The 17,664-nt window shown below is 64.7% G+C and carries 9 protein-coding genes; 3 read left to right on the forward strand and 6 right to left on the reverse strand.

Features of this window, described 5'->3' with window-relative positions; translation table 11 throughout:
* The first annotated feature begins 106 nt into the window (after positions 1–106).
* A complete protein-coding gene (locus tag NT151_03785; protein MCX6538044.1) occupies positions 107–2,542 on the forward strand; it encodes a M48 family metalloprotease in 2,436 nt (811 codons plus the stop codon).
* A gap of 67 nt (positions 2,543–2,609) precedes the next feature.
* Positions 2,610–5,312 carry a DUF5916 domain-containing protein gene (locus NT151_03790; protein MCX6538045.1) on the forward strand — a complete coding sequence of 901 codons (2,703 nt, stop codon included), beginning with the start codon at positions 2,610–2,612 and terminating at the stop codon, positions 5,310–5,312.
* 240 nt (positions 5,313–5,552) lie between these two features.
* Here NT151_03790 and NT151_03795 read toward each other — a convergent pair whose 3' ends face one another.
* Together NT151_03795 and NT151_03800 are read right to left on the reverse strand one after the other, a co-directional pair.
* A complete protein-coding gene (locus NT151_03795) occupies positions 5,553–6,248 on the reverse strand; it encodes a hypothetical protein (protein MCX6538046.1) in 696 nt (231 codons plus the stop codon).
* A 12-nt stretch (positions 6,249–6,260) separates the two neighbouring features.
* Positions 6,261–6,977: a carbonic anhydrase gene (locus tag NT151_03800; protein MCX6538047.1), complete on the reverse strand. Its 717-nt coding sequence runs from the start codon at positions 6,975–6,977 to the stop codon at positions 6,261–6,263.
* A gap of 660 nt (positions 6,978–7,637) precedes the next feature.
* Between NT151_03800 and NT151_03805 the strand changes: the two genes are divergently transcribed.
* Positions 7,638–9,470: a VWA domain-containing protein gene (locus NT151_03805; protein MCX6538048.1), complete on the forward strand. Its 1,833-nt coding sequence runs from the start codon at positions 7,638–7,640 to the stop codon at positions 9,468–9,470.
* A gap of 139 nt (positions 9,471–9,609) precedes the next feature.
* Here the strand turns inward: NT151_03805 and NT151_03810 are convergent, their stop codons facing one another.
* From NT151_03810 to NT151_03825, 4 genes are all read right to left on the reverse strand, one after another.
* On the reverse strand, positions 9,610–12,858 hold the full coding sequence (locus NT151_03810) for a CusA/CzcA family heavy metal efflux RND transporter (protein MCX6538049.1): 3,249 nt from the start codon (positions 12,856–12,858) through the stop codon (positions 9,610–9,612).
* 9 nt (positions 12,859–12,867) lie between these two features.
* Positions 12,868–14,310 (reverse strand): efflux RND transporter periplasmic adaptor subunit, encoded by a 1,443-nt coding sequence (locus NT151_03815; protein ID MCX6538050.1) that lies wholly within the window; start codon positions 14,308–14,310, stop codon positions 12,868–12,870.
* A gap of 5 nt (positions 14,311–14,315) precedes the next feature.
* A complete protein-coding gene (locus tag NT151_03820) occupies positions 14,316–15,671 on the reverse strand; it encodes a TolC family protein (protein ID MCX6538051.1) in 1,356 nt (451 codons plus the stop codon).
* Between the two features lie 629 nt (positions 15,672–16,300).
* Positions 16,301–17,311 (reverse strand): tetratricopeptide repeat protein, encoded by a 1,011-nt coding sequence (locus NT151_03825; protein MCX6538052.1) that lies wholly within the window; start codon positions 17,309–17,311, stop codon positions 16,301–16,303.
* Between the last annotated feature and the right edge of the window lie 353 nt (positions 17,312–17,664).

Consider the following 17,664-nt stretch of genomic DNA (forward strand, 5'->3'; position numbering starts at 1 on the left):
GGGACACAGCACACCAACCTGCAGCGCGAGTGACCCGGTCGGACTACAATTCTCGTGAGCGAAACGGCTCGAACCCCCTGGGCTGAGGGCTCGCAGGAGGCGCGTCGTGAGACGGACATCCAGGTTAGGCATTCTGGCGAGTCGGCGATTCGTCGTGGCGATGGCCGCCGGATGCGTGGTGGCCTCGGCCGGATACGCGATGGCGCAGGCGGTTGGCCCCACCGTGCTGCAACGTCCGGCGTCCGGTTTCTCGATTGCGATTCCGGCAGGGTGGCAGGAGCACATCGACCCCGAGATCGCCGCCTCCATCGTACCAACGGGCCGCGATGACGTGGCCTTCATGGTGTTGCTGCGCCAGGAGGATGGGCCCGTCGACGTCCAAAGCACGCTGGCCCGGATGCTCGCGAAGATGTTCGAGGATCCGAAACGCAAGGCCGTGTCGCAGACGTTCAACGTGTTCCAGAAGCGGATGGCGCTCGTCGCGGAATTCGACGACGACACCAGCCGCTACCAGATGACGTTGTTTCCCCGCGACGGCGGCGCGCAGAGCCAGGTGTTCTACGCCATCATGGCGATTGCACCGAAGCAGGACGCGCCGCTGCTGACGCCGGTGTTTGACGGGATCAAAGCCGGTTTCCAGATGACGGCGATGTCGCCGACGCAGGCCCCGGGGTCCACGGGCGCGACCTCGCGACCCCAGGCGCAGAACCAGCCAGCCTCCACCACCCAGGCGGCCAGGCCCGGCGGACCGATGACGCCTGCCCAGCGCGCTGAGGTCATCGACCGGATCCTGGCGCCCCGGGGCGCGGAAACCACGGCGGCCGCGTCGAAAACCACCAAGGAGAAGGACCGCATCGACGGCACAGCGGCCTATGACCGCGGCCTCGTTTTCGTGCAGCAGGGCGCCTGGGCGGAAGCCGAGAAGGAGTTCCGGACGACGGAACGAAAAGACGACAACAACATCGAGTACCTGTTCTCCCTCGGCTACGTGTACCTGAAGCTCCACAAGCCTGACGACGCCATCAAGCGCTACGAGAAGGTCTACAAAGCGGATCCACGAACGACGCGCGCACTGGTCGGGTTGGCCGCCGCGTACGAAGATCGCCAGAACTTCCGCGAAGCCGTGCGGATGTGGCAGCGCTACACGCGGATGGGGCTGTCGCCGACCGACAAGAACGAAGGGCTCGCGCTGCTCGCCGTTGCGCAGGATCAATTCGCGCAGTACTACGAGATTGCCGAGAACCCGGGCGGTGGAAGCGTGAATGCGCTCACGCCACAGCAGGAACTGCAGCTCGGACAGAACTATGTCAGCCAACTGTCCAAGACAGGGCTCGCCTCACTCAAAGACGAGACGGTCAACGGCTACATCAAGAACCTCTGTCAGATTCTCGTGTCGCACGCCAAGAACTTCCCGACCAACTACCAGGTCTTCGTCCTCGACACCGCCGATGTGAATGCGTTCACCATTCCCGGGTTCATCTTCATCAACCGCGGGCTGCTGTCGGTGGTGGACACCGAGGCCGAGCTGGCGGGCGTGGTCGCGCACGAAATCGGTCACTCCGTCGCGCACCATTCGGCCAAGAAGCTCACCAAGCAGGGGCTCGATAAGCAACAGGCCGAGAACCTCAAGAACTCGAACAACCGGTTCCTGCGCTGGTTGGGATCGATGTCGGAATCGGGCTCTGGCTACGGCCAGTTGACCTTCAGCCGCGAGGCCGAGGATCAGGCCGACCGGTTGGCGGTGCACATCACGTTCGACTCGGGCATCGATCCGCGCGGGTTCGCGTCATTCTTCCAGAAACTCGAATCCCTGGCGCCCTCGTCTCGGAATAACTGGGACCTGATGCGCCGGACGCATCCGTTCTCGATCGATCGTCTCAACACGATCAACGCCTACATCGATCTGCTGCCCGAGCGGAACACCAGGGTCTCGTCGCCTGAGTTTAACCAGATGCGCACACGGCTGGCGAGCCTGCCGCCCCCGGCCGACGCCACTGGTCTGTTGAGGCCCGCGCTGGATCAGCCATCGACCCCGCCAACCCCGCCCACCTCCACTGGCCGGACGCCGGAGGGCGGTGCCACGCGCCCATTCACGATGGATGCGGTGCCGTTTGGCGGTGAGATTCCCGCCGATTGGGGCGGCCGCAAGACGGAAGCCGGGACCCTCGTGTTCGAGGGCCCGAAAGGCACCGAGTCGTACGAAGTGTCGGTGGAACTGGGATTCGAGCCGAAGCGATCGGGGCTGTCGATTGACGATGTGGCCGAGAGCGTGCGGAGCACGCTCGGGCGGAAGACACAGGCGCGGGTCCAGGGCGTCGAGCGCCAGCAGGCCAACGACGGCACACCGGTGCGGTTTGTGCGCGGCACCTACGCGGTTCGCGGAAGTGGTGGCAACACGGTGCCGATCCGCCACACGACGGTCGTCCTCGACTATCCGGGCTACTACGTCTTGATGAGCTACTACACGCCCGGATCGATCTACGAGAAGTACCAGGAGGTCTTCAAGATGATCGCCGAGCGCTTCCGCTACACGGGGCGATAGAACCTTTCCGCCCGCACATCCGTCCTACTCCCAAGGCCCAGTCCAAGGTAACCAGTCAGGAGGGGCGGTGGCAGGCACATCGGCTATTCGCACGGTGGGCGGCGTCTTCGGCGCCCTCCTCTTTATCCTCTTCTCTTCAAACGTGTCTGCGGGGCAGCAGGCTGCGGCCGTCGCCACATCCGGGGCCGTGCCGAGCGTCCGGGCTGTTAAGGCCGCCAGCCGCATCGTCATCGATGGCCGCCTCGACGAAGCCGACTGGCAGCGTGCCGAGCCTGCGACCAACTTCATCCAGCGCGATCCCGACGAGGGCAAGCCCGCCACCGAACGGACAGAGGTTCGCGTGCTCTATGACGCGGACGCGATCTACTTCGGCGCGCGGATGTTCGACCGCGAGGCCGGGAAGATTGCCCGCCGGCTCACCCGACGGGATGCCGATTCGAGCGGCATTGCCGACACCCTCATCATCGGGATCGATCCCCACCACGATCATCTGACGGGCGCGCTGTTCGCTGTCACGGCGGCCGGAAGTCTCCGCGACGGTGTCCTTTTCAATGATTCGGGCGAGGATGATTCGTGGGATGGCGTGTGGGAGGCCGCCGTCTCGAACGATGACCAGGGATGGACGGCGGAAGTCCGGATCCCGTTTTCGCAGCTCAGGTTTTCCGCTTCGGATCACCAAACGTGGGGCCTGAACTTCGTCCGCACGATCACGCGGACCAACGAGGAAGACTGGTGGTCGCTCGCGCCCAAGAAGGACAGCGCCGTCGTCTCGCGATCGGGTCACCTGACTGATCTCGACGGCGTTCGCGGCCGCCGGCATCTCGACCTGCTGCCGTACGCCACCGCGAAGGGTGAGGCGAACAGCACCGTTGAGCCGGGCAATCCGTTTACCAGTGGGCACACCGTTGCGGGCAGCGTCGGCCTCGACGCGAAATGGGGCGTCTCGAGCAACGTGACCGTGGACGCCACGGTCAATCCGGACTTCGGCCAGGTCGAGGTCGACCCGGCGGTCGTCAATCTGTCGGCGTTCGAGACGTTCTACGACGAGAAACGTCCGTTCTTCATTGAAGGATCCGAGCTCTTCAGCCGGTTTGGCCGAAACGGAGCGTCCGGCTCCATGAGTTTCGATCGCTCGAACCCGACCTTGTTCTACTCTCGCCGCATCGGCCGCACTCCACAGGGCTCGGCCGGCGGGGACTTTGTCGATGCACCGGCGTCGACGACGATTCTCGGGGCCGCGAAGATCACGGGCAAGACGCCGAGCGGATGGACGTTCAATCTGGTTGATGCGGTGACATCAGTTGAGCGAGCCGATGTCGCCAACGGCGCAACACGAAGCCGTGTCGAGACCGAACCACTGACCAACTACCTCGCCGCGCGCGCTTACCGGGACATTGGCCAGCGTGCCGGCATCGGGATGCTGGCGACACTGGTGAACCGGGATCTGCAGACTGACGGACTTCGAGATCGCCTCGTGGGCGAGGCGTATGTCGTCGGTGTGGACGGCCACGCCTTCCTGAACAGCGGACGCGACTACGTTGTGACGGGGGCCATCTCGGCCAGTCGCGTCGCGGGGTCCGCGGCGGCCATCTCGCGGCTCGAAGGGGCACCGGCGCGGTACTACCAGCGTCCAGACGCGACGCACCTCGATCTTGATCCCGCTCTGCAATCACTGACGGGCTGGAACCTCCAGATGGACTTTACGCGGAACACGGGCGGCGTGCGACCGAGCGCATCGTTCTGGGCCGTCAGCCCCGGGTATGAGACCAATGACGTCGGGTTCATGACGTCCGCCGATCGGATGGGTATGCACGCCGGCGTGGTCTGGCTCAAGCCGACGCCCGATCGGTTCAGCCGATCCCGCCAACTGATCGTTGCTAAGTGGTACACGTGGAATTTCGCGCACGAGAAGATCAGCGACGGTGTCTACGTCGGCGGCTCAGCCACCTTTCGAAACTACTGGTCCGCCTCGTTGACGTTCATCGGCACGGCCGCCTCTTTCGACGACCGGCTCACGCGGGGCGGGCCGATGATGCGTGTGCCGGGTGGCAGAAGTTACATGGCGTCGGTCAGCAGCGACGGCCGGAAGCCCATTGGGCTCAACGTGAATGGCAGTTACTCAACCGGCGCGTCGGGCTCCTGGGATTCGTCGGGCTCGGTGACCATCACGGCGAAGCCGATCCCCGCCTTGACCATTGAGCTCGGCCCGTCGCTGTTGCGCGCCTATGGCGTGGCGCAATACGTCACCACGACGTCGGATGCGGCCGCCACCGCGACCTTCGGTGCTCGCTACGTGTTCGGCGAGATCGACCAGGCCGAATGGTCGATGACGACCCGCGTCAACCTCATGATTAGCCCGCGGATGTCGCTGCAGATCTTTGCGCAGCCGCTCCTGTCGGTGGGCCGGTACGGCAATTTCAAGCAGGCGGCGGCGCCGCGGACCTTCACCTTCCTGCGCTACGGCGTTGATCTGGGCACGATCGGCTTCGATCCCAGTTCGGGCACCTACAACGTCAACCCCACCGGTGGCGCCACCGGGACCCCGTTTTCGTTCGGCGACCCGGACTTCAACTTCAAGTCGCTTCGCGTCAACGCCGTCTTCAGGTGGGAGTTCACGCCCGGTTCGACCTTCTACCTGGTGTGGACCCAGCAGCGCGAAGACTACGCGCGGCCCGGGCAGTTTGCCTTCGGGTCGGATGTCTCCAGCCTCGTGCATGCCCCAACCGACAACGTCGTGATGGCCAAAGTGAGTTTCTGGTTCAGCCGGTAGAGGCTGCCTCGGCCTGCCTTCGCTGCGCCACTACGCCCGTCTGCGGCGAGTACGAAGAGCCCCTTCTCTGGCCGGTGGCCGGGCTGGATGCCGGATGCCACCCCAACGCGGCTGCCGCGTTGGGGACCCCGGCTTCCGCCGGCATGACGCATCAAGAAGAACTACCGGCGGGCGGTGACGATCAAGAAACCCGTCATTCCGGCGAACGCCGGAATCCAGACAGCAGAAATTGGGGTCAGGTTACCGCGGTGGCCACTGGAGGCGGACGCCAGGGCCCGCCGTTGTGATCGCGGTGCGCGGGGCGAGGTCGCCCTCCCACGACAGCCTGATGCCACCGGGCACGGGCGGGATATCCCACAAGAGCCTCACGCCGCCTGGCCCGGGAGCCTGGCGAGATTCTGGCGACGTGCGGGCGGCGACCGGAGTCGCTGGGAAAACGATTCTCGATTGTGTGGTGCCGCCGGACACGGCCTTCCCGGGAGTGGCTTTCGCGGACTTCGCGGCTTGTTCAACGGCCATCATCGCCCGAATGCGCGAGACGGTTTCGGTGACGGCCGCTTGCGAGTCGGCTCTCGCCGCCGCCTTCTTGGCGGGAGACTCGGCCACATGGGCCGGCTTGGCCGTTGACGCTGGCGTCGCGGCGTCGTGTGTGGGTTTCGCCTCTGGTGCTTTCGCGGCGGGTGCCTTCGTGTCGGCGGCAGGCGTCGGCTTGGCCGTTGACGCCGGCGTTGCGGCGTCGTGCCCGAGTTTGGCGGCAAGGGCCTTCGCATCGGCGCCAGGCGACTGTCTAGCCGCAGCCGGCAAAGCGGCTTGATGTCCCGCCTGTGTGACCGGTGCGCCGGTCGACGCGGCTGACGCCGCCTGGCGGGACCCGCCGATGACGACCGCCAGCACGGCTATCGCGACGACTGCCGTCTTGGGAACCATGCCACACATATGCGCTTGCTCCTACTTGTGCGCGGCCGCCGCTCTCTGTTGCGGTTCGTCCTCGGCTTTCACGGGCTCGCTGAAGCGCACGCGCCCGGTCGAAAACTCGTAGAACGCTCCAACCGCCTGCAGCTTGCCCGAGCCAACCAGATGCTTGACGATGGCGCTCTTCGAGAGGATGTCGTTGATCACCTGTTCGACATTGGCCAGGATCGCCTCTCGGATGTGCTCGATGTCGGCAGGAGCGTCCATCCGTCCGAACCCGGGCTTAATCGCCGCGACCAGCGCATCGAGATTGGGTCCCATCGAGGCCGCGCCAGGCTTGCTCTCAATGGCTGCCTTCACCGCCCCGCACGCCTCGTGGCCCATCACCACCAACAGCGACGCGTTCAGATGCTCGGCGCCGTACTCAACGCTTGCAAGCACCGCCTTGTCAGCCACTTCGCCAGCCGTGCGGACCACGAACAGTTCGCCGAGGCCGGCGTTGAAGATCACTTCCGGCGGTACGCGCGAATCCGCACACGACAACACGATCGCAAACGGCGACTGTCCCTTGACCTGCGCCAGGCGCTTCTCGGTGTTGATGGGCATCGACGCGGCGGCATCCTTGACGAACCGCTCGTTGCCGGCCTTGAGCCGATCCAGTGGGCTGGCAGACGGCTGCTGGGATCGGACAGGCACGCTCCCGATCGTCAGCAGCATCACGACCGCTATCGTCACCGCTCGCTGATATCGCATTCCGGCCTCCAGGTTCCAGCAGATTGGGAACGGATTAGTTCTCCACAGACTGGCGAAAACTGCGTACCTGTTGAAGACTAACCCGTCCCCACCTGAGCTCCGCGCAGAGAAGCACCCCTCCCGTACGGAGCGCATCGCAGTAGTAATCGGCCTCTTCGTTGCCGGCTTGAGAGAGAATCGGGCCGGGGCGTTGCCCGCCTTGCCTGGGATCGCCACGCTCCAGCGTGGCTCTGCCGTGGTCTAGAGCCCGGCGATCCCAGGATCGTGCCCGCCGGGCGGCCAGAGGGGGTCGCCCCTACGTGTCTTTCCCCGAACCCCGAATCCCGAGGCCTTTGGGTCGGGTCACATTTCCGTCGAAAACGTGACCCGACCCAATATGTGCAACAACGTGACCCGACCCATTTGCTGGCCCCGATTCCTGGCTATGTCTTCGGCAGCGACCGTTGCTTCCACAGAAGCGGCGTCCGAGATGGTGCCGAGGAGTCGTGCCTTTGGCCGGAGTGCTGGTGCCGTTGCGGGTGTGATGTTGCGCGTCCGAGGCGACAGGGAGATTCGATCCAAGCGCCGTCTCGGTAGGTGTAGAATCTTGCCGATCTTGGATGGTCAGATCGGAAATCTCGGGTGGGATGCCTCTCCAAGAGCTCTCAAGGGGGCGTAGTCATGCAACGCGTACGACCATCAACGATCGCCTCTCGACTGACCTACCTGACGGCGATTGTGGTGACGGTGTTCATCGGCCCGGAAATGATGCGGCATGACCTTCGGCTCTTCCCTGTCGTCGCGGCCCTTGCTGCTGAACGGACGGCGGCAACACCCTCGGCTCGCCAGGGCGGCCAGCCAAAGCCGACGTTTCGCACGGTCGTCGCGCTCGTACCCGTCGATGTGCGCGTCATCGACAACAGGACCGGCAAGCCGGTCACCGACCTGAGGCAGGAGGACTTCACGCTGCTGGAAGACGGAGTCCGCCAGGAGGTCAAGCACTTCGTGAATCAGCCGCTGATGCCTGACCCGGCGCGGTCGTACCCACTGCTTGTCATCCCGGACGCAGCGGCCAAGCGTGCGGTCTGGGAACAAGCTACGGCTATCTCGCCCCAAACCAGGCGCGTCTTCCTCATCGTACTTGGCAACGGCCGCCTGCAGGGGCCGTCCAAGGGGCTCGACGCCCTCCTGTCCTTCGTGCGCGATCGCCTGCTGCCTCAGGACCAGGTTGCCGTGTTCGCCTACGATCGCGCGACCGACTTCACGGCCAACCATGAACAGGTGGTGCAGGTGATCGAACGGTTCCGGGAGGACAACGGCGCTATCACCGCCGAGATTGACCAACAGTTCAGTGGGCTGGCGGCAGTCTACGGCAGCCAGGAACTGCCGGACTCCGTGCAGGCACGGGTCGACAAGGTGTTCGGCGGATCGGACATGCTGAAGAACGCGACCGTCGGCCGGGCGGAGAATGCCGCAAGCGGCGACCGCACCAGGCGGGATGCTCGGCAACGCGGCGAGGCTGCGCTGGACGCGGTCGTCGCGTCGGGACGACTCACGCCACAGGCTGATTCCGCCCTTGGACCGCAGGCTGCTCTGTCCTGGTCGACGTTCGACAACTTCGTTGCCGCCAACGCCCAGACGCTCCGGGATATGGGAAACCTGTACGCCGCGATTGCGTACATGCGTGAGATCGAGGGCGAGAAGCATCTGATCTTCGTCACCGAGCAGGGTATGCACGTCGGCCGTCGCGAAGACGAGCAGGACCTCGCCGTCGTCGCCAGCGACGGACGCGTTGCGATCGACGTCATCCAGACGGGCGGGCTCGACCCGTCAGAGGACGCGATGTTCGCACGGCAGGGCTTGAGGGCCATCGCGGAGGCCACAGGGGGGACCTCGTCGATCTGCGAAGCAGGATCGCTCGCCTTCGAACGGCTCGACAGCGTCACGCGGAACACGTACGTGCTCGGGTACTACCCGTCTAACACCAAGTGGGACGCTGCCTACCGGAAGATCGAGGTCAAGGTCAATCGACGCGACGTGACGATCCTTTCACGGGACGGGTACCACTCGTTCACGACCGTTGCCGGCTTCGATCGACAGGAGTACATCACGCGCCACCGGATAGAAGGGGCAGCGGCGTTCCCGAAGGACGTGACGGACATCCACGTCAAACTCAAGGCGTCGTTCTCGGTGAGCGACGGGCAGCCGACGGTGATGGTCGACGCGCTGATCGACCCATCACACCTCTACTACACGATCCGGAAGAGCGTTCGTCTTGGTCGGATCGTCATCGCCGTGCTGGCCATGGACGGCGAGCGGTCGATTCTCGGTGGCACCTACAAGAAGCAGGTGGCACATCTCGAGTACGACAAGCCCACGTTCGACATCGTGAAGAAGAAGTGGATTCCGTATCAGGTGCGGATGCGAGTGCCGGTCGACACGCGCTACGTGCGCGTCGTCGTCTACGACTACATGATGGACTTGGTGGGAACGGCGGGGACCTGGGTCTACTGAGGATCGAGGCCCAGGCCGAGCATGTTGAAGGCCAGCCCGGCATCGAGCACCTGTCCTGCAATTCAGTTTCCACCGGCAGGCCCGGATCGCACGCTGACGCGTGGTATTCCGCGCCGTAACGTGTCCCACTCATCCGGATCTACGCCTTCGTCAGTGACCGCTGCTTCCAGAGCAGATAGATGGCGGGATACACGAGCAGTTCCATCGCGAAGGAGGTGACTAGTCCGCCGACCATGGGCGCTGCCACGCGCTTCATGACGTCGGCGCCGGTGCCCATCGACCACATGATCGGCATCAGGCCCATCATGGCGGCTGTGACGGTCATCATCTTCGGGCGAACCCGCTTGACGGCGCCGTGAATGATGGCTGCATGCAGGTCCTTCCGCGAGGCCAGCCGCCCCGCTTTTCGTGCCTCCTCGTACGAGAGGTCGAGGAACAGCAGCATGAAGACACCGGTTTCGGCGTCGAGGCCCATGAGCGCAATCATGCCCACCCACGCCGCAATCGACACGTTGTAGCCCAGCAGGTACATGAGCCACACGGCGCCCACCACAGAGAAGGGCACGGCCAGCATCACGATGGAGGCCTTGAAGGCGGACTTCGTGTTCATGTAGAGCAGGAAGAAGATCAGGAACAGTGTGATCGGAACGACCAGCTTGAGCCGTTCGCGCACCCGCAGCATGTTCTCGTACTGGCCGCTCCACTCGAGCGAATAGCCGTTGGGCAGCGTCAGTTCCGCGGCGACCGCGGCGCGGGCCCGCTCCACGTAGCCGCCCACGTCGCTCTCGGTCATGTCCACGAACACGTAGCCTGCGAGAAGCCCGTTCTCGTTGCGGATCATGGACGGGCCGGCCACGGTGCGGATGGCGGCCACCTGCGACAACGGGATCTGCGCGCCCGACGGCGTCATCACGAGCACCTGCCCGAGCCGGTCGAGATCATCGCGCAGTCCGCGCGGATAGCGGACGTTGACCGGGAACCTGGCGCGGCCTTCGATCGTGGTCGTGACATTCTCGCCGCCGACGGCCGACATGATGACATCCTGAACGGCGCCCACCGACAAACCGTACCGGGCCAGCGCCTCGCGATTCAGATCAAAATCGACGAAATACCCGCCAGCCGCGCGTTCCGCGAACACGCTCCGCGTTCCGGGTACGGCGCGGAGGATCTCCTCGAGGCGCGTGCCGATGGATTCAATTTGCTTCAGGTCGGCGCCGAAAATCTTGATGCCCACCGGCGTCCGCACGCCCGTCGTCAGCATGTCGATCCGCGCCTTGATGGGCATCGTCCAGGCGTTGCTCGTGCCGGGGATCTTCAAGGCGGCATCCATGTCGGACGTGAGTTCGTCCCACGAGATGCGATCCGACCAGATGTGGCGCAATACGAGGGTCTGGAGCCACTCAGGTGCCTTGCCGGAGTACCAGCGCGCCTTCGATCGCCATTCGGAGGGCGGTCTCAGCACGACGGTCGTCTCCATCATCGAGAACGGCGCGGGATCGGTCGAGGTCTCCGCGCGTCCGGCTTTGCCGAACACCGACACGACCTCCGGGAACGATTTGAGGATCCGATCCTGCGTTTGCAGCAGTCGGCCCGCCTCGGTCACCGAGATGCCCGGCAGCGTCGTCGGCATGTACAGAATCGTGCCTTCGTTGAGCGCCGGCATGAACTCGTGGCCCAGTTTCAGGTAGATCGGGACGGTGGAGACGACAATCAGCAGAGCAGTCGCGATGGTCGTTTTGGGAAAGCGCAGCACCACACGGCACGCCGGCTCATAGAGCCAGAAGAGAATCCGGCTGACCGGGTGTTTCTCTTCCGCGTAGTAGCGACCCACCGTCACCTGTCCGACCAGCCACGACAGGAATCGCGGACGCCACGTTGGGAAGTCCATCCGCGTAAAGAGCATCCGCAGCGCGGGATCGAGCGTGACGGCCAGGCCCGCCGCGATGAACATGGCGAGATTCTTCGTCCACGCGAGCGGCGTGAACAGGCGGCCTTCCTGGTCGACCAGGGTGAAGATCGGCAGGAACGCCACTGCGATCACCAGGAGCGAGAAAAACACCGATGGGCCCACCTCGAGCAGTGCTTCCAGCCGCACGGCGTGGTAGTCGCCCTGGCGTCCGCCCTCCTGCCAGAGTTCGAGTTTCTTGTACGCGTTCTCGACCTCCACGATGGCGCCATCCACCAGCACGCCGATCGAGATAGCCAGGCCCGCGAGCGACATGATGTTGGACGAAATGCCCATCAGCCGCATCGGGATGAACGCGAGTAACAGCGCTACCGGGATGGTGATGATCGGGACAATGGCCGACGGGATGTGCCAGAGGAAGATCAGGATGACGAGGCTGACAATCGCGATCTCGGCGAGCAGTTCACCGCGCAGGTTCTCGATCGATCGCTCAATAAGCTCGGACCGGTCGTACGTCGTGATGAACCGGACCCCCTTGGGCAGCGAGGATTCCAGTTCCTTCAGGCGGGTTTTCACCCGGGCGATGACGTCACGGGCGTTCTCGTTGTGGCGCATCACCACAATGCCGCCGACCGCCTCGCCGGTGCCGTCGAGATCGGAGACGCCTCGGCGCATCTCGGGACCAATGGCCACGGTGGCGACGTCGCGCAGGAGCACGGGCGTGCCCCGCTCGTCCGTCTTGAGCACGATTTGTTCGAGATCGCCCTTCGACTTCACATAGCCCCGGCCGCGCACCATGAACTCCTTGCCGGCGAGCTCCAGCAGGCGCCCCCCCACCTCACTGTTGCTGGTCCGCACAGCGTTGGAGACATCCATGACCGCGAGGTCGTACGCCTTCAGGCGGTTGGGATCGACGATGACCTGGTACTGCTGGACGAACCCGCCGATCGAGGCAACTTCGGCCACACCCGGCACGGACTGCAGACGATAGCGCAGGTTCCAGTCCTGGAGCGTTCGGAGATCGGCGAGCGACTGCGTGCCGGAATCGTCGACGAGTGCGTACTGGAACACCCAGCCGACACCCGTCGCGTCCGGGCCGATCTCCGTCTTCACGCCTGTCGGCAGCAGCGGTTGAATCTTCGACAAGTACTCAAGCACTCGGCTGCGCGCCCAGTAGATGTCGGTGCCGTCCTGGAAGATGACGTAGACGTAGCTGAAGCCGAAATCCGAGAAGCCGCGGATCGTCTTGACGTTCGGCGTGCCGAGCATCGCCGAGACGATCGGATACGTGACCTGGTCCTCGATGATGTCCGGGCTGCGGTCCCAACGCGAGTAGATGATGACCTGCGTGTCCGACAGGTCCGGGATGGCGTCGACGGGGATGTGCTGAAGCGTGTAGATGCCGTAGGCCACGACGACGGCCGTGGCAAGCAGCACCAGGAAACGGTTGTGCGCGCTGAACCGGATGATGGCCTGAATCATGGGTCCCCTTCAGCGTTTCACGCGCGCCGGCGACGCAGATGATGAGGCACTGATGGCCGACAGCGCCGCCTTGAGGCTCGACTCCGAGTCGAGCAGGAAGTTGGCGGCCGTCACGACGCGGTCGCCTTTTACCAGGCCCCGCAGCACCTGGTAGCCGTCCGGGATTCTGACCCCGATCTCGACTTCACGCGGCTCGATGGCGCCATCGGGGCGATCGAGAAACACGAGCTTGCGATCCCCCGTGTCGATGATCGCGCTGTCGGGTACGACGAGGCCCGTCCCCATGTCGGTGCGCAGCTGGACATCGGCGTACATGTCGGGCTTGAGCGCGCCGCCGGTGTTGTCCACGTCAATCCGGACCTTGACGGTGCGGGTCTTCTCCTCAACCGTCGGTGCGATGTTCGTGACCGCGCCGCGCCAGGTCCTCCCCGGCAGGTACGAGAACGTCACGTCGGCAGGCATCCCGAGACGCACCGTCTGGAGATCCGACTCGTAGACGTCAGCCAGGACCCAGACGTGCGAGAGATCGACGAGATCGAAGAGCGTGTCGATCGGCATCACGCGCATGCCCTGCACGACGTTCTTCTGCACGACAAAACCGCTGACATCGGCATACAGGTCGAATGTGCGCTTGACCGTGCCGGTGCGTTCGACCTCGGCGATGTCCTGCGGGCGGATGTCCCACTGCAGCAGGCGCTGTCGCGCCGCCTCCAGCAGGTTCGCGCTCCCCTGCGCGACCGAGGGGATGGCGCTTGAGCCGAGCTGCTTCTGCGCCCGCAGTGCGAGCAGGTACTCCTGCTGGGTCGCGACCAGTTCCGGGCTGTAGATCGAGAGCACGGGATCGCCTTTTTTCACGTACATGCCGGTGTAGTCGACGTAAAGATGTTCGACGGTGCCCTCGAACCTGGTGTGAAAGTGCGCGAGGCGTCGCTCGTCCGGCGTCACACGGCCCACCGTGCGCAGCGACTTCTCGATGCGCATCTGGCGAACCTCCGAACTGCGCACGCCAAGCAGGCTGCGTCGCTCAGGCGTGAGCGACACCACCGCCCGCCCCGCAACGGCAGCAGCCGACGGCGCGGTCTCGTCCTCGTAGACCGGGAGGAAGTCCATCCCCATGCTGTCCTTGGCCGGCCTGTCTGAGTGGATCGTCGGATCCATCGGCGACCGGTAGAACAGGATCCGCCGGCCTCCGGTCGTCGGGGCCGCGTGGGTCGCCGGGGCCGGTTGGGACGCCGGCTCGATCGGCACGAGCTTCATCCCGCAAATCGGGCAGTCGCCGGGCTTGTCGGAGACCACCGTCGGATGCATCGGGCAGTGATACTTCGCGGCGGGCGCGTTGGCGGCCGGCGTTCCGGACTGGGCCGCCTGGCGGCAGCCGGCCCACGTCAGGCCACCAGCCACGAGCATCACCAGCACCGCTGCGACAGCTCCGTTTCGTGTCATACGTGTCATCGTCATTACTCCTGGCGTCCACCCATGCCGCCACCCGCCACACCGGATGGCTGGGCCGCGGTCATGGCCCCGACCGTCGTCATCTCGGGTGACGCATCGAGGCTGGCTTCCTTGATGCTTGCGAGCAGTCGCGCGTGGTCGGTGACCAGGCTCTCCCGCGTCCAGCGGTCGGCGTAGAGCGAGGTCATCGCCTCGAGCACGGACACAAACGGCACGCGGCCCGACTGGTAGTTCGCGATTGCGGCCTCGACCGTCATACGGTCCTGCGGGACGATGCCCTGGTCGTAGAGGTCAATGATCTTCTCCGCCGTCCGGGCTCGCGTGTATCGTTCCTGCGTCCGCAACCGCAACTGCAGGTCGATCGAGTCAATCACGCGGTTGTCGCGCTCTGAGCGCAGCTGCGACTCGGCGACCGCGCTTTCGCGCTTCGCCTTGTTGAACGGCCAGCTCACGCCGACCCCGGCGAGCCACATCGGAGCGAGGCCGCCCCGGTTCATGTAGCTGGCTTGAACAGAGAAATCAGGCTTGAAGTCCAGCTTCGCCAGCGCGAGCACCGAACGCTCGGTGGCGACCACCAGCCTGGCCGCAGCCAGCTCCGGGCTGACTGTGCGGGCCTGTTCGACCGCATCTGGCAGCGATGTGGTCAGCGGCCGGAGTGCCAGCCTGGCTGAGGTATCAAGGCGCGCATCGATCGGCCGCGCCAGCAGACGATTCAGCTCGGCGCGCCGCAACTCGGCCTCGGACGCCTGCTCGATGGCGCGCTGCTCGATGCGGGTCACTTCGACCTGCACGCGTAGCACGTCCTGCTGCGCGCCCTGGCCGACCGCGTACCGCGCCCTGGTCACCACTTCGACTTGTCGCCAGAGTTCGCGTTGTTCCTTCGTCAGCTCGGCCAGCTCGCGAGTGAGGAGCAGCCCGTAGTAGGCGCGCGTGACGGCGGCCTCGATTCCGAGACGTGCGCGCACCAGTTGCGGCTCACTCTGGCGGGCCTCGCTCATCGCCACGTCCATGCGCTGCTGCCGCTTGCCCGGGTAGGGTAGATCCTGGCTCACCATCACGCCGAGCGTCGTCATCGGCATGCTGCCGAGGCTCGGCACCCAGCCGTCGTTTGTAAAGATCATCGACACCATCGGATCAGGCAGCGCTGCGACCTGGCCGGGACGCGCGTGTGCCGCCTTGATGGCCGCCTGTACGGCAGCAACATCGGGATTGCGCGCGAGGGCCTCGACGATCAGCGCCTGCAGGACCGGATCGTCGCCCGGTTGAGGTCGGGCGTCCTGTCCCGCGGCGGCCCACGGCACCACGAGCAGCAGTGTGACCACCGACGCCGCGACAAGTTTCCGAATCGGGACCGCGTTCATGAATCCTCCACGCCGCGACTGGCCAACGCCCTGGTTTCACCGCAGGCGGCCATGAACGGTTCAGCGAAACCTGTACCAGGCAGACGCCCGCGCATGAAACCCATTACACGAACTGAAGAAGAATACGGTAAGCCGAAGGTGGACCGACACCTCCGGTGTGACAATCAGACGCGCAAGACCCGACCGGGTGGGGATGGACTATACGCTAGCGCCATCACGGACGGCGCAGCGATGCGAGTGTCGAGTTGGAGGATCGGTGTCGAGACGAACACGGGCTGCGCGACGACCACGACATCGGGAGATGTCGCCGCGTGCGGCACGTGTTCAATCTGGCAGCATGACGTTTCGGTTCCGCTGACCACCAGCGCACGGCGATGGCAGCAACTGTGGGATCCGGTTTGATCGGCGGGGGAGTCGGGGCCCTTATCGCGGCACAGGCAGACGCCTGTCGTTGCGTTGAGCATGGCCACCGTCAGACATGCGATCGCGGCAACCCGTAAGACCCGCCTCATGCCCCAATACGAGCATGGAGCGCGAGCGCGTGTCAAGCGACCGACCACGAAACGACCCTGGCCAGCAGCCGCCGGCCAGGGTCGCAGCAGACACGAACAGGCGTGCCGCCAGAACGGCTACTTGATCTCCGCCAGCATCTGCTTGGCGCCGATCGCGTTCTTGTTGTTGGGGTCGCTGGTGTTCTTCTCCGCGTCCGGGACCATGGCAAGGAACTTGGTCAGGTCGGCCTTGGCCGCCTCGAACTTGGCCTTGGCTTCCGGGGTGTTGGGCTTTTCAGTGGTCACGCCAATCTGAAAGTAGGTGAGGCCCCGGTAGTAGTACGCCTGCGGGTCGTCCGGGTAGAGCACGACGACGCGCTCGAAGTACTTGAGTGCCTCGACGGGCTTCTTGGCGCGCAGTAGCGCGAAGCCTGGCGTCTCCAGGTCCAGCGCGTCCGTCAGCACGGTCGTGTCGAAAGTCGAGAACATGGCCCAGGCCTCGTCGCCCTTGCCCGCCTCGAGCAGTTCGGTCGCCAGCATCATCTTGACCTGTCTGTCGGCCGGCACGTCCTTCAGGTAGGCTTGCAACTCCCCGATGGCCTTCTCGTAGTTCTTCTCCATGTGATAGTCGCGCGCGATGTACTGGCGGAGCTGGTACACGGTCGGGTACTTGGCCAGCAAGCCCTGGAAGACCGCCCGCGATTCGGAGAACTTCTTCTGATCGAAGAAGGCCTGGGCCTTTGCGGCGCCCGTCCTTATCGCGAAGGTGGGGTCGGTGCCCTCTTTGGTCATCTTCACCGTGATGAAGGGCTCCCTGACCTTGCCGCCGACCTGGACCGGAATCTGTCGTGGGTCCAGCCCGTCTTTCCAGAACTCGAGCGACCACATGCCTTCGGCGATGTTCTCGACCTTCCACTCGCCCTTGGCGGTGGTCACGACGTCGGGAGGACCATCATTGGTGGGCAGAAACACGAACTTGATCGTCACACCCGGGACGGGCTTCCCGGCTTCGTCGCCGACCGTCCCGCCCATCCGGCTCTTGCCCTTCCAGCCTGTTGCACCAGCGGCGGTTGGCGCCTGCGTCTGCGCCAGGCTCATGCCGACGGAGATGAATAGCGCAATGATGGCAAATCGGAGAATCCTGACCATTTCCTTGTCCCTTCAGAATGCCTGGTGAACGCGACCACAGTCTATTTTCCAGCCCTGGCGTTCTCGAATCGGTTTGGGCTGGACATCCACGTAAAGACCGCCGGGCGGCATCGAAATGCGGGACGCGTGCGCGTCGACGCGGAAAACGAGACGGCACCGGCTTCAGTACGATATTGGAGTCCGCCTCCGGAGGCAATACCATGTTGGCGTCGGTGTAGCGAGTACATGATTTGACCGTACGCGAGAGCAAGTGAATTGACCGCTTCGATGGCGGACGATACCCCGAGTAGCCGAAGGAGGCGCGATGGGGTATGCCGAGTCCGTCTGGGAGCGAGCGATGCAGGTACAGGAAG

This window comes from Acidobacteriota bacterium, from assembly GCA_026393675.1.
Lineage (GTDB): Bacteria > Acidobacteriota > Vicinamibacteria > Vicinamibacterales > JAKQTR01 > JBAXOX01.

Excerpts from the sequence above, each read along its gene's own strand:
- NT151_03795 (MCX6538046.1), bottom strand. The coding sequence starts at position 6,248 with ATGTGTGGCATGGTTCCCAAGACGGCAGTCGTCGCGATAGCCGTGCTG.
- NT151_03810 (MCX6538049.1), bottom strand. The coding sequence starts at position 12,858 with ATGATTCAGGCCATCATCCGGTTCAGCGCGCACAACCGTTTCCTGGTG.
- NT151_03820 (MCX6538051.1), bottom strand. The coding sequence starts at position 15,671 with ATGAACGCGGTCCCGATTCGGAAACTTGTCGCGGCGTCGGTGGTCACA.
- NT151_03815 (MCX6538050.1), bottom strand. The coding sequence starts at position 14,310 with ATGACACGTATGACACGAAACGGAGCTGTCGCAGCGGTGCTGGTGATG.
- NT151_03825 (MCX6538052.1), bottom strand. The coding sequence starts at position 17,311 with ATGGTCAGGATTCTCCGATTTGCCATCATTGCGCTATTCATCTCCGTC.
- NT151_03800 (MCX6538047.1), bottom strand. The coding sequence starts at position 6,977 with ATGCGATATCAGCGAGCGGTGACGATAGCGGTCGTGATGCTGCTGACG.
- NT151_03805 (MCX6538048.1), top strand. The coding sequence starts at position 7,638 with ATGCAACGCGTACGACCATCAACGATCGCCTCTCGACTGACCTACCTG.